At 34.4% G+C, this 13,273-nt stretch carries 12 protein-coding genes; 2 read left to right on the top strand and 10 right to left on the bottom strand.

Annotated features, from left to right (window positions below):
• Positions 1–9 precede the first annotated feature (9 nt).
• The 9 genes from FBR08_RS01755 to FBR08_RS01795 all read right to left on the bottom strand — a co-directional run bounded on the left by FBR08_RS01755 (position 10) and on the right by FBR08_RS01795 (position 10,523).
• Positions 10–972: an ABC transporter ATP-binding protein gene (locus tag FBR08_RS01755; protein ID WP_158961081.1), complete on the bottom strand. Its 963-nt coding sequence runs from the start codon at positions 970–972 to the stop codon at positions 10–12.
• A gap of 184 nt (positions 973–1,156) precedes the next feature.
• Complete coding sequence (gene trxB, locus FBR08_RS01760) at positions 1,157–2,101, bottom strand: thioredoxin-disulfide reductase (protein WP_158961083.1); 945 nt, start codon at positions 2,099–2,101, stop codon at positions 1,157–1,159.
• A gap of 201 nt (positions 2,102–2,302) precedes the next feature.
• Positions 2,303–3,577, bottom strand: coding sequence for a gliding motility-associated C-terminal domain-containing protein (locus tag FBR08_RS01765; RefSeq protein ID WP_158961085.1), 1,275 nt, complete (start codon positions 3,575–3,577; stop codon positions 2,303–2,305).
• A 114-nt stretch (positions 3,578–3,691) separates the two neighbouring features.
• Positions 3,692–4,834, bottom strand: a complete 1,143-nt coding sequence (locus FBR08_RS01770) for a hypothetical protein (protein ID WP_158961087.1) — start codon at positions 4,832–4,834, stop codon at positions 3,692–3,694.
• Between the two features lie 10 nt (positions 4,835–4,844).
• On the bottom strand, positions 4,845–5,963 hold the full coding sequence (locus FBR08_RS01775) for a helix-turn-helix domain-containing protein (RefSeq protein ID WP_158961089.1): 1,119 nt from the start codon (positions 5,961–5,963) through the stop codon (positions 4,845–4,847).
• Between the two features lie 102 nt (positions 5,964–6,065).
• Positions 6,066–6,710 carry a helix-turn-helix domain-containing protein gene (locus FBR08_RS01780; RefSeq protein WP_158961091.1) on the bottom strand — a complete coding sequence of 215 codons (645 nt, stop codon included), beginning with the start codon at positions 6,708–6,710 and terminating at the stop codon, positions 6,066–6,068.
• Between the two features lie 110 nt (positions 6,711–6,820).
• Positions 6,821–8,074: a hypothetical protein gene (locus tag FBR08_RS01785; RefSeq protein ID WP_158961093.1), complete on the bottom strand. Its 1,254-nt coding sequence runs from the start codon at positions 8,072–8,074 to the stop codon at positions 6,821–6,823.
• A 23-nt stretch (positions 8,075–8,097) separates the two neighbouring features.
• A complete protein-coding gene (locus FBR08_RS01790) occupies positions 8,098–8,985 on the bottom strand; it encodes a hypothetical protein (RefSeq protein WP_158961095.1) in 888 nt (295 codons plus the stop codon).
• A 608-nt stretch (positions 8,986–9,593) separates the two neighbouring features.
• Positions 9,594–10,523: a PorP/SprF family type IX secretion system membrane protein gene (locus tag FBR08_RS01795; protein WP_199268619.1), complete on the bottom strand. Its 930-nt coding sequence runs from the start codon at positions 10,521–10,523 to the stop codon at positions 9,594–9,596.
• A gap of 697 nt (positions 10,524–11,220) precedes the next feature.
• Between FBR08_RS01795 and FBR08_RS01800 the strand changes: the two genes are divergently transcribed.
• On the top strand, positions 11,221–11,805 hold the full coding sequence (locus FBR08_RS01800; RefSeq protein WP_158961097.1) for a Crp/Fnr family transcriptional regulator: 585 nt from the start codon (positions 11,221–11,223) through the stop codon (positions 11,803–11,805).
• A gap of 61 nt (positions 11,806–11,866) precedes the next feature.
• Positions 11,867–12,304: a carboxymuconolactone decarboxylase family protein gene (locus FBR08_RS01805; RefSeq protein ID WP_158961099.1), complete on the top strand. Its 438-nt coding sequence runs from the start codon at positions 11,867–11,869 to the stop codon at positions 12,302–12,304.
• Between the two features lie 144 nt (positions 12,305–12,448).
• Here FBR08_RS01805 and FBR08_RS01810 read toward each other — a convergent pair whose 3' ends face one another.
• Positions 12,449–13,273 carry a hypothetical protein gene (locus tag FBR08_RS01810; protein WP_233266195.1) on the bottom strand — a complete coding sequence of 275 codons (825 nt, stop codon included), beginning with the start codon at positions 13,271–13,273 and terminating at the stop codon, positions 12,449–12,451.

The raw sequence follows: 13,273 nt of genomic DNA on the forward strand, positions 1-13,273 counted from the left end.
AACCGTAATTTACTGATATTTCTTCAACGCTAATTTCACTTTAGTTCCTTCCTGAACTTCAACGGGATGATTAAAGTACAAGGCTCTATTATTTTTAAACTTGGCACAAACAAGATAACCATCTCCATTAAAATACGATTGTTGTACTTCAACTTCCACTACGCCTTTTTGTTTGGAAATCATCAATTGATGTGGATAGATTAACAGCACTTCATCTTCTTTGGTATCAGGGGTAAAATCAGAAATATACAATTCGTTCACTTCACCAAATAGCGTAGCGACGTATTTATCTGAGGGATATTCATATAAATCTTGTGTATCTCCATAATCCACTACTCGACCGTCTTTGAGCACGATGGTTTCATCAGCAAAGCTCAATACATCCATACTATCGTGAGTAGCGACAATGCAAGTAATATTATTTTCTTTGAGGTAGGCAAAAATCTTGCGACGCAAAACGCTTCTTCTTGCATAATCAATATGGCTAAACGGTTCATCTAATAACAATACCTCTGGTGCTACTGCTAAAGCTCTAGCAATAGCTACACGTTGTTGTTGACCACCGCTCAAAAGCTTGACTTTTACATCGGCAAAGGCGGTCATTTCAATTAGCTCTAATAACTCTGCTATTTTTGCTTGCTTTTTTTCTAAGTTAAAATTTGAAAGGTACTTACCGATATTTTCAGCAACACTCGTATGGGGCATTAAATCAAAATCTTGAGCTAAATAGCGCATATTATCCATACCTGGTACCAGATTATAAGCAGGACCGAGTACTTGATTGTTTTTCCAAAAAATTTCACCTTGATCTAAGTCGTGTAAACCGTAAATCAATTTCAATAGGGTACTTTTTCCACATCCACTTTCACCGAGCAAAGCTACGTGTTTTCCTTTTTCAATAACTAAATCAATGGCGTCTATAACGGTGAAATTGGCTGTATAACTAAACGATATATTTTTTAATAAAAGCATGTCAAGATTTTAAAGTACAAAGATAAAAATATCTTAGGATGGACTCTATAAAATTCCAAGAAAGACACAAAAATAATAGTGTAAAAAAAGGGATAAGTCACAATTGGCTTATCCCTAATTTATTATGTATTTTCTTGCGGTCAAAATCCATTTTAAAATGGAAATCTCCTGCTTGTTTTTAGGATTATTCTTGAGAAGCTAAATAGCGTTCAGCATCTAAAGCTGCAATACAGCCAGATCCTGCTGCAGTAATTGCTTGTCTGTAGTCTTTATCTTGTACATCTCCACATGCAAAAACACCTTCAATATTTGTTTTGCTCGTTTTACCTGTAGTGATTAGATATCCTGTTTCGTCCATTGTTAATTGCCCTTTGAAGATATCTGTATTGGGTTTATGACCAATTGCAACGAAAAAACCAGTTGCGGGAATGTCTTGTTCAACTCCCGTTTCGTTATTTTTAACTTTGATTCCCGTCACTACCTGACCATCACCTAATACCTCAACTGTACTAGTACTCAGTAAGATTTCGATATTTTCTGTTTGACGAACGCGGTCTTCCATAATTTTAGAAGCTCTAAATTTATCGCTGCGCACTAACATGGTCACTTTTTTACACAGTTTAGAGAGGTAATGTGCTTCTTCACAAGCTGAATCTCCTGCTCCAACAATAACCACTTCTTGGTTTCTGTAGAAGAATCCATCACAAACTGCACAAGCAGAAACTCCTCCTCCAAGGTTTAAATAATGTTGTTCCGAAGGCAATCCCAAATACATCGCGGTTGCTCCTGTTGAAATAATCACCGTATCAGCGTGTACCTCGGTTGTTTCGTTTACCCAAACTTTTTTAACAGCTCCACTTAAATCAACTTTAGTCACCCATCCATCTCTTACTTCTGTTCCAAAGCGCTTAGCTTGAGCCTCTAGTTGTAGCATCATTTCAGGTCCTGTAACACCTTCTGGATATCCTGGGAAGTTTTCTACATCATTTGTTGTTGTTAATTGCCCTCCTGGTTGTAATCCTTGGTATAAAACAGGAGACATATTCGCTCTAGCAGCGTAAATTGCAGCCGTATATCCTGCAGGTCCTGATCCAATAATTAAACACTTTGTTCTTTCTATCGTTGACATAATACTCTTTTTATTAATTGTAAAAACAAAAATACCCTTTTTCCGTGCTTTTCAAAGTACTTTTATAAAGAAATAACTTATATCAACATAAAGAAAGCCTATCAATGGAAAATAGATTCCCTTGTTTTTTCATGGGGAAACGCCTCCTTTTTTTCTTTTGGGGTACCTCTATTTTTACAACAAATTTATACCACTCCAATTTTACTTAGCATCTAAGTGAAGATAGCCCGTTTTCTTTACCGTATAACTTGTATTCTTCGTTTTTTTCTCATACGTAATGAGGTAATAATAGGTTCCTGCTGACAATTTACCTCCGCCTTTTTGAGTCCCTCTAAATACATTGCCTTCGCTATTGTAATTTTTAGTTTCGTAGATTTTTGTTCCCCATCTATTGAAAAGTTGAACCTTGTTGTTTGGGTATTTATCAATATTTTTAATGATAAAGTAGTCGTTGTTATCTCTTCCCGTAGCATTGACGTAATTGTAAATCACCAACTCATCATCCTCTGGTCCATTGTCAACCATACGTGCTAACGTAAAATATCCAAAATTAGAAATATTTGCTGGAGTGGTTATTGTTTTATTTTCCCTATCGACAACTCCTCCTAAATCTTCCCATTGCTTTACTGCTGAATTCCAATGAACAATGTGTAAATTTTGTTCGGTATTTTGTAACAAATCGGGCAATAGAGTATGCTCATCCCAACTTAATGTCAGCATAAAACTAGTTTGATTCTTTTTTGCTGTTTCGACCTTCCAATATTCACGGGTATTTATTTGTTTGATTTCAGGCACATGGGTTTGGTGTATTTCAAAAAAAGCAGGATCATGATAGACATAATTACACAGTACGACATCCTTGTTATTTTTAGGAGCACTGATACTAGCTGGTCGATAGTGTTGTTTGTTTCCCACAGGAAAAATAAAGGGCTCTGCTCCTACTTTTTCTACCGCTCCATCAACAAAACTACTAGCGCTGCTATTTTTATATTTGGCGTTGGGCATAAAACTCATCAATCCAGCGGGTTGATTGGTGACCGTATTGACAACAGCATCCACGATAATCACTCCTTCTTTAAAGTTAGCTTCTCCCCAAATATCGAGATTGGCTTTTAGATCAAACCAAAACGCTGTATTGAGATCAAAAGTAACCTTATGGAGGTCCACAACCTTGTTGCCTGCAATAATCGTATGTTGCTCTTTTGTACTTACAAATCGCACTTCACCCGTGTCTAAGGTTTTAGTGTAGGTAAAAGCTCCATCATTAGTAAAATTCCCAAAGTAATACGCCAATCCATCATTGACTAACTGTCCTTGTGTCTGATTGGAAAAATCCGAATACGAACTCAAAATAGTTTTACTATTCACTTGTAGTATTCCTTTGTTAAAAAAAACATTATTTTGCGCAATCCCTATACTTGGACTACATACTATAGTACTAGCAAGCAGCAAATGAAGCGAGTATTTTTTTTTCATGGTATTCTAAATTAATCTCACTATTGGTTGACTCATTGCCAAATAGCAAGGCATATGAAAATTATCATTTGTATTTCAATTGGCTAAAGCCCTATGTATCGATTAGATTTTGACTTACTGAAGTACAGCGTTTTGCGGTTTATTTTTTGTTTTACAAACAGCATCTTCCGTTCGTTTAAAACTTTCATAACTCCTAAATCCACTGATCAGTATGAGATCTGCCTCTGTATCTTGTTCGGGATCACCTGTTGCTTTTAACCTGAGGTATTCGTTATACCTGCATTGGTTGATATATTGAGAAAAATTCTTTTTATACGTAGCATTAATAAATTGCGAGAGATAACTTCTGTTCGTCATTAAGTCACTCAAAAGGTCTGTAATTTTCAGTTGAGGATTTAAAAAGGGTTTAGTTTCTAGGATATAAGTTTCGAACTTTTGCTTGTCAATTGCCAGTTCTTTTACCTTTTTACACCCGTCTAGGTCAAAATTCTTTTCCTCTTCTAAAATATCTTCTGTTATCTGGGCAAAATTTTCGCAAAACAGATTGTAACAAAGACTAATGTTAAAAAACATAAATAAAAAGTTAGGGATTAACTGCCCTACAAGAAGATTTGTTTGAAGTTGTGGAAATATATAAAAAACAATAGATCCTGGAAATAACAAAAATCCAATAGCAAAAATGGGATAGAGCCAAAATAGAGAATCTCGTTCTTCGTCTGAAGAATAATTGGCAATGTTCTTTCTATACTTCAACAAGCGAAAGAGAGATAATAATAAATAAATTAAATTAAAAACAGTAGTTGTAATCCCCTCTTCATTGGAAAGCAAAAAAGTAAATATACTCTTCATTGGCAAAAGCCCTTCCATTTGTATTTCGAGCCCCGTAATGTGGTAGAAAAGAAAACCAAGACACAACGTCAAGGTAATTCCATAGTGAAAGTATTTAAATTTTTCTTTCTTCTTCAAGCGAGTCAAGATAAAAATAAGATGATAAAACAAGGTAGGCATTAACAAAGTAGACAAAAAGTTCACTCCTTTCAAGCAGGGTAAGCGCCAAATTTGAAATACTTCAAAAAACGTCGTACTATGAAAGAAAATGCAAACAATATAGAACAAGATCAAAACAAGGGTTGTTTTTCTCACCCCTACATCATTTTTATCATCAATTAGTTTAAGTCCCAATAAAGCCAAACAAAAGAGGGCTGAAAATATTGAGGAGGAGAATGATACTCCTAAAAAAAGGTATTCGTAATCCATAATTATTTTTTTATTGTTGTCGTTTTTCAGCACTTTGTACAGCTCTTAAATAATGGCGATAATCTGAAAATCCTGCCTGGAGTACTAAATCTTCCAGGCTGTTTTCTTTGCCTATTGCCTGAAGGTATTTCACTTCTTTCAGTCTCCAACAATTGATAAATTGACAAACATTACAATGGTAGGTTACATTAATAAACTTGGACATATAAGTTCTATTAACACCAAAATAACTCACGAGGGTATCCAAGCGAAAATCCTTTTTGGTATAAGGTTTATCTTTAGTAAAATAGTTGACAATATCTTGTTGTGTCAATAGGTTATCTACACCAGTATTCGAGTTAATAAATGTAGATTCTAACAGCTCATTTGCCAAGGTACCTGTTTGATCCACAGCGACAATCTGTCCTGAAGACAGCATTACATTAGTTTTATAGGCTACTGGAATTTTTATTCTATTTTTTTCCAACAACATATTAAATGTCAATATGATATGTTGAAAAGAAAGTACAAAAACCGTTATACCTTGTACAATAATGCTGTAATTGTTCAAACTAAAGAAAAGGGTGAATATCAATTTAAAAGTCAAGATTAAGTGAACCCAATTCAATCTTTTAATTCGAATTTTTCGCTTGTTTTTTTCTTGGTGATACAAATACACTCTCCTCCAACACAGTACCGTATAGACACCTGTATTTAGGGTAATATAAATGCTCAAATATCGAGCGGAAAAAGTTTGAAAGTCCAATTGTTGATACCCATTGGTTTGTGCCAATGCATAAATAAAAGCATAAGACAGCACAAATACGACAAAAGTCATTTGATATTGCAAATAGTTAAACTTCTTTTTTGCTGGAATGATATAGCAAATAAAGTGGTAAAAACACACCTGAGACAAGGTGATAAACAACGACATCGCTGGGAGCAAAAAAAGGCGACCTCCCGTTAATTTCTGTGTTAGATTATCTGTAGCCCACAAAGCTATTAAAGCTAAATAATATCCTCCTAAGGTTCTTAAAATTGGTATTTCGGTTACGGAAAGGTTTTTATAAAAAACTACCATTAGAATAATTCCACATGTCATAGATGAAATCATTGGAATGGAAATTAAAATGTACTTCAATAGTTCCATTGTTTTTTCTTTTACTGTTCTATTTTTACTAGCTTTTTTATTTTATAAGCGCTCAATTAACAATAGCAAAAACACCTTTATTTCTTCTACACCCTCACATGCTTAACAAGGTAAATGTTTGATCCACTGAAACACTTCAATTATTTCACTTTCTTTTACCGTGTAAGTTTCTCCCGTATCTTTTTTTAAGTAAAGCACCTTTTCCTGCTGATCTACTTGTACTAGTTGATGGCTTATAAAACCTTTTTTAGCTAGTAAAAACACAAAGTTTTGACCTACTTCAACAGTTGAAAAATCTACCTTTTTGCAAAACACATAGACCAAGGACGATTTCTCCTCTCCTTGTATTGTAGCATATAGTTGAATCACAATATCGAAGCAAACTTGTTTGGGGTAATAAATTTGTTTGAGTTTTTGATATTTTCCTTCTATACTCAAATAGTATTCCAAATAATCGTTGATGTAAATAATTGGTATATTTATATAGTTCTTTTCAATGGTTTTATTGGGATAATCAATAAAAAATAATTCATTTAAATCGATACCATATTCGTTACACACTTGAATTAACTTGGAGTAACACAGTGTATTTCTCTTTTTCCAAGAGGAAATCGTATTGGGTTTTAAATTAAAAATAGAGGCTAATTCTTTTGCTGACTTTACACCTAATAAAATTTTTAATCTAGTTAAAATTTCTTTTGAAGAATTAATCACCTGCGGTGATTTTGTTAATTGACTGTTCATCATAGTTCTGTATCATTATACTTTTACCTTTTTTAGTTGCAAGCAACGAGTTTGGTAAAATAGGATAAGTAATTCAGGTGAGTGCACCCACCTGAATTCAATAAAGTAAAAATCTATTTTGCTGTAAACTCTAGGATTACTTCATAATCACCCTCTGCTATCGGAAAATACATTTTTCCATTTCCGAGGTTAAAATCTACTTTGGTTTGCATTTCGTGAATAATAACATCTGTTACTACAGTAGTAACGAGTTTTTTTCCGTCAAAAACCTGAATATTCAATACGCGATCAATATGTCGTGCTTCAGCAGGTAGCTTGCCGTCAATCTCTATTCTTTTTGCTTTAGCCCCTGTAATTTTTGTTGAGGTCTTGTAGATAAAAACAGCATCGCCATCAATTGTATTTCCTGTTTTTATCACCTTATCTGTCGTAATTTTATTTCCTATTTCTTCTTTTATAATTTGCGTATTGTTTGTAATGGAATTAATCACCGTTTCCGACAAATCGGCCACTACTTTTTCATTCGTTTCTGGGTCAATATAATAAACACTATTAGCTGGAATATCATCAATAGCATCTACCGTAAAATAAACGTTTCCACCTTGATTTAAAATGTTGGTAATTTCATTTTTGATGGTTTCATTGTTCTCGATAATAGTAGTCACATCAGCAGTAAGATTCAGGTAATCTACTCGATTGTCCTCTCCTAAATATTGGTAAAATACTTCCCCTTTTTTGGTCGTTGTAAAATCTGGAGCCACATTGACGTCAACAAAAACCGGAGCTTGTCCATCCTCTTCAATTTTTGCTTTTTTAAAGAAAGTACGCGTTTCAAATTCTTTGATATTTTCTTCTAATTGTACAGGAGTACGGATATAAGCAGAAGTAGTTTCATCGTAACTGATGCTGTAGATTTTACCGTCTACTGGATCAATAACAAGGGCGGCTTGACTCAATGCTTTATCGCTACTATTAGGGTTTGTAGGAACTAAGACATCCACTACTCTTTTCAGTTCACCTAAATTAAGTTGATCACCATTCCCATTCCCATTAATGATATTGGTAACTGAGGTTTCTAAAGTTACTTGATCTATAATTTGATTCCACTGATTGGCATTCCAAAAATAAAATCCTTTGGGTAAAGCATCTCCTGTATTAAACACAAGTAAACTTTCAACTTGTTCTCCTTCAATTGGAGAAAAATTAGTTTCATTGGTCAATTGTACTCTTGGAATTAAAATCCCTTTATTTCCTGCTTCTACATCTAACATAGCCGAATTAGCTGGTGTAGGAGTTCCAATACCTACTTGTGCATTTGCTGCAAAATTTGCGCCTAATACTAGCGCGAAGAATATAATTCTTTTCATATATTAAAATTTATTTTTTATTTTTAATTCAATTTTTCAATGATAATATTGATTTGTTTTTTAACGTTGTATGAACTGTTATCTGGTAGTCCTATTGCAGTAATGCGATACATTTCAGCAGTAGCCTCAAGTGCAATAATAATTACGCCCATTTCGTTTTTAGATAGCCTTAGATAATCATAACCATTCCCATCATCACGATACATATAATTCCAGCTACGAGAAGAAAGTTCTTTTGTACGATAGATAGTAGTAGTGACAGTAGGACTGCTTAATCCTTGTTTGCTAAACCATATGGATGCAATATTGGGACGATTGACATCATACTTAAATTGCAAATAGGCTAAATCTTTGAAAGGATTCCCTTTACTACTAAACAAATCAACTGCTCTTACACAAAAATCCCCTATTCGTATTTCCGAATTAACTTCTATATTACCTTCCCATAAAGTGGCTTTACTTGCACGGCGAATTCTATCCCAAGAAATAATATCCCATGATCCGTTGTGATTGCTTACAATAGACATATACTCACCAGGAAGAAGCTCCTGAGAACCAACGCTAGTACCATAAGCATTACCAGCTCTAAACCCCTGCCCTGACTGTGTTTTAACCGTTAACTTTTTGGTCGGTGACATATTTTTAATTTGATACGTACGTCCTGTAGCTAAATCATTCATTTTAGCCGTTGTAGGTAACACAAAAGTCCCATCTCCCGTAGCTCCCGTATAGGTAAGCGTATAATCATCATCGTTGATATCATAAGGTGAAGTCCCAGATATTTCGTGGTATTTACCCGAAAATGATCCATTAACGGTTAGCGTACTTGACGCATTAGGAGTATTAATCCCGACTTGAGCCCATGACAAACCTGTTGTTAATACCATGGTAATCCATAGTCTTTTTTTCATTGCGAACTTGTTTAATTTTCTGTTGCAAAGAAATTGCTACTCTTCAAAAAAAATTAAATAAAAAGTAAAAAACTAGATGTAAATATAATTTTACACTTTTATTTTTTGTAAAAAACAGAGATAACAATCATAAAAAAACAAAATAAACCACTCAAACACAATTAATTAAGAATTGGACCCATTTCTCTATTTATTTTATTTCAATTCTATACATAAATAGAAGAAAAAGGTATATTTCTAAAGAAATGAAACAAAAACCTCTTAGAAAAAAATGGGAATTCATCAATTTGCACCCTTCAACGGTATAAAAAAGAAAGTGCAGGAAAAAAAGTAGTATAATCACATAGTAAATCCTTTCTAAATCTCCCTATATGTGCCATAAGGTATGTCTTCCTGCTTTTCGATTTTTTGTCCCTTGTTGATTTTTATTTATCCATTGCTTTCAGTCCTACCAGACTTTACGAACGGAGCCTATAGTGCAATAAAAAAGAAGAACAGCGTTCTTCCTTTTTCCATTAAAACTTATTTTATTTGACACCGCTAAAGCATTACAGTTGTATTTTTCACCACGATCAAACGGTCAATACAATTAACTTCAAGTGCTTTTCTTAAAAAAATCTACGCGTACTTTTAGTATTAGAATTCCATCGTCCTCCCCAGTCAAAACGCATAAAGAGTTCATGTGTTCCTACATTGTAGTGATTTAATTTTGTCGTATCAAAATCATATGCATAACCGATAAACCAATTTGAATCAATTTGAAAGCCTGTTAGAGCACTAAAGGAGGAGTTCCAACGATAAGAAGTACCAATAGTGAATTTCTCTTGAAACAAGAAATTGGCCGTTACATTCATTTCAGTTTGCCCCTTGCTAATTTTAGATAAAAAGGCTGGTTTTAACAACCAATCAGCCCCTAAGTCAAAGATATACCCTCCCATTAAATAGCATACAGGATACTCGCGCATGGTTATTCTTTTTACATCATCGTAATAATCAACAGTAAACATTTGAGGAACTGACAGTCCTAAATAAGCCAGATCGGAATAAAAATAGGCTCCTGCACCAATATTCGGACTAAATTTATTGCTAAAATCATCGTAATTAAATGGTCCTGCTTGATCATAAATATTCAGTTTTGAATACGATAAACTCAACAAATTAACATTCCCTTTTACCCCTAAGGCTAGTTTATATACTGCATTTAGATTAACGGTATAAGCTAAATCTACGGCAATGTTATTTTCATTCATAGCACCAATATGATCATTGGTAAAATTAACTCCTAATCCCAATTTAGAATTTTGTAGGGGAGTTGTAACTCCAAGGTTTGCCGTTTTAGGCGCCCCATCAATCCCCATCCATTGATTGCGGTATAAACCAAAAATACTAATCGATTCTCTACTCGCCGCATAAGCGGGATTAATTGTTGTTGGATTATACATATATTGAGTATACGTCGGGTTTTGTTGAGCAAAAAGTACCGAACGAAAACCAAATATCAAGAGGCTTACACCTATTCTAGTTAGTTGTTTTCTCACAGATTGTTATATTAAATTAGTTATTTGCAAGGAATAGCCGTTAACGATGGCTCTATTTATACAGGAGTGAACCTCGTGTTGAGAAAATCAAGACTTTCCAATCTTGCTTAAGTATCTAGTGGAAATTTCAGAAACAATAGGTCGTTTTCTATGTATCGTACTTTACCTAGGTAAAAGAAGTTTGCCTATTTCAGGCAAACTTCTAGGAAACAACAGTGTAACTCTTCATGATTTCATTATAATCTCATCTGATTATTCTCTGGAATTGAACAACAGCGCAAACAAACTCTTGTTTAATTCCTGTGTTTATTATTTTTTTAAATAGAGAGAACATCAAGAATCAAATAGGAAATCATGTAGTGAACAAATAATACTTTTCTTTTTCACAAGGCAAAATTGAAGAAACAACAGACAAAAAAAGGCGTAAAGTGTAAATAAAAAAAATATTAAAATCAAATTAATAAAATAGCAATACCAATTGATCAAATATCAAAAGCAAAAAATTAATGCGCTCTTTCTATTAGACTCTAACACATCGTGTAAGAAAAAAATGGCGCGTTGTTGTTCCTTTTTTATTCACAGAACAATAATGCTAAACTATCAGGCAAATATTTTAATTTAGCTGTTTATAGCGGAAGTAAAATACATCCTAGATGATTTGTATCCACGCATTCTGTTTTCGAATTAATCGTGACCTATGACTAAAACGACCCTTTTTATAGAACATATAGAACAATTCACTAGGAAACTTTCTTCGAGTGAAATAGCCTCCATTGTCTCTTTTGTTTCGTTTCAATCTACTGCAAAAAAAACAAATCTTCAGGAAGCAGGGGGGCTTTGTGAATCGATTTACTTTGTTCTTTGCGGTTGTTTGCGGAGTTATTATATCAAAGAGAATGGTACAGAGCAAACTCTTGACTTTGCCATTGAAAAATGGTGGTTAACGGATAACTTGGCTTTTGCAAACCACAGTGCTAGTAATTTTTGGATTCAAACGGTTGAATCCTCTGATATAGTGAGTATCAGTAGCACAAATTTCACCTCCTTACTTGCTGCCCATCCTGTCGTGGAAACGTATTTTAGAATTATGTTCCAAAAAGCGCATGGTGCTGCTCAATATCGATTAAAATTGCTATATGAATACAGTCGTGAGGAATTGTACTTTCACTTTGAAGAGCAGTTTCCATCCTTTGTTCAACGTATTCCTCAATATTTATTAGCCTCATATTTGGGCTTTAGCCCTGAGTATTTAAGTGAAATTAAAAAGAAACGCTTTTCTTAAACCAGTTGAAGTTTTCTCACCTGTACTTCTTCTAGCTTTGAGGATATTAAAAAGTTATATCATGACAAAGAGAAAAGCGATTTACAGCGTGGATCCCACAGCATACGACGGAATGCTAAAACTTGAGCAATACCTCAGCGAATCACAACTGACAGCTACCCATAAAGAGCTCATCAAGATACGAGCTTCTCAGTTAAATGGTTGTGGTTATTGCTTAGACATTCACACCAAAGATGCATTAGCGCATGGAGAATCTGCTAGGCGTTTACTCGTGCTAGCCGGTTGGAGAGAAACAACACTTTTTACGGCAGATGAACAACTCATTCTCGCCTTAACAGAAGCCGTTACTTTTATTCACAAAGGTGGGATTAGTGATGAATTATACCAAGAAGCAGCCCAATTGTTTGGCGAAAAATACCTTGCCCAATTACTCCTGTGTATGGTGACCATTAACGCATGGAATCGCATTGGAATTGCTACCCATCTAAAAGCGAAATAAAGGATGGTTATTCGTTTTCGATTACTTATTAAAAAACGTTGACTGTTACTAATTAATGGATATAAAAAAAAGCTTGAGTTGGAACTCAAGCTTTTTTTTATGGCTTACAAATAATATATGATTTGACTCATTCACGTTGAATTTTCACAAACCGAAATTGTATTTTACTTTCATTCCTAACGTAAACATCCTCAAACTATAGCGATTATTTTCGCCAGGTAAACTACTATTCAGCTCTTCTCTTCCTTTATAGGTTAGCACAGATTTACTGCCTTCATCAGTAGAACCTAAATCAAAATCCCCAAACAAACCAAAAGCAAGTGCTTGATTATTGGATAAATTATATCTCACTCCTACTTCTGCAAGTATAAAAAACCCATTGTGTAGTTTGAGCTTATCTTCTTGTTGTTTAGTACCCAGATTACCAAAACCAGCATAGGTCGGATTATGTAATTCAGCATCCCATTGCTCATAGTAGCCACTAGTTTTTATTCCTTCTAAGGTTAAGGTTGACTTTACTTTAGAATAAATCTGGTATTTGATGCCTGCTGTAGCATAGAGGCGCCATTTTTCACTTCCTAAACTTGGCCCCATATACTGCACTTTAATAGGAATAGCAAAATAATTCCCACTCAGTTCTTCCTTGAATTTTGCCATTTTATAGCGAAATTCAAATACTGCCCCTTGTGCGTCTATAGACGGACTAGTCCCTTGATAATCAGAATCTTCTTTAGTAAAACGATATACCCCTGCTTCAAGACCAACACCAAGAGAAATGTTTTGGTGAATTTCTTGCATATACAAAGCTGAAAAACCAAAGGTAGATCCAGTAGACATCGAAATACTCGGTTGTCTTACCCCAGCCAATCCCCCTAAGGCAGAGATTTCTATTTCTTGCGCCTTTACTTGGGGCGCCTGCAGTCCGAGTATCATACTCATCGTCCATCCAATTATTTTTATTGTCTTCAT

The organism is Myroides fluvii (assembly GCF_009792295.1).
Taxonomy (GTDB): Bacteria; Bacteroidota; Bacteroidia; order Flavobacteriales; family Flavobacteriaceae; genus Flavobacterium; species Flavobacterium fluvii_A.

Coding starts and splice junctions, on each gene's coding strand:
- FBR08_RS01790 (WP_158961095.1), bottom strand. CDS start 8,985: ATGAAAAAAAGACTATGGATTACCATGGTATTAACAACAGGTTTGTCA.
- FBR08_RS01770 (WP_158961087.1), bottom strand. CDS start 4,834: ATGGATTACGAATACCTTTTTTTAGGAGTATCATTCTCCTCCTCAATA.
- FBR08_RS01780 (WP_158961091.1), bottom strand. CDS start 6,710: ATGATGAACAGTCAATTAACAAAATCACCGCAGGTGATTAATTCTTCA.
- FBR08_RS01810 (WP_233266195.1), bottom strand. CDS start 13,273: ATGAAGACAATAAAAATAATTGGATGGACGATGAGTATGATACTCGGA.
- FBR08_RS01765 (WP_158961085.1), bottom strand. CDS start 3,577: ATGAAAAAAAAATACTCGCTTCATTTGCTGCTTGCTAGTACTATAGTA.
- FBR08_RS01785 (WP_158961093.1), bottom strand. CDS start 8,074: ATGAAAAGAATTATATTCTTCGCGCTAGTATTAGGCGCAAATTTTGCA.
- FBR08_RS01755 (WP_158961081.1), bottom strand. CDS start 972: ATGCTTTTATTAAAAAATATATCGTTTAGTTATACAGCCAATTTCACC.
- FBR08_RS01805 (WP_158961099.1), top strand. CDS start 11,867: ATGACAAAGAGAAAAGCGATTTACAGCGTGGATCCCACAGCATACGAC.
- FBR08_RS01775 (WP_158961089.1), bottom strand. CDS start 5,963: ATGGAACTATTGAAGTACATTTTAATTTCCATTCCAATGATTTCATCT.
- trxB (WP_158961083.1), bottom strand. CDS start 2,101: ATGTCAACGATAGAAAGAACAAAGTGTTTAATTATTGGATCAGGACCT.
- FBR08_RS01800 (WP_158961097.1), top strand. CDS start 11,221: ATGACTAAAACGACCCTTTTTATAGAACATATAGAACAATTCACTAGG.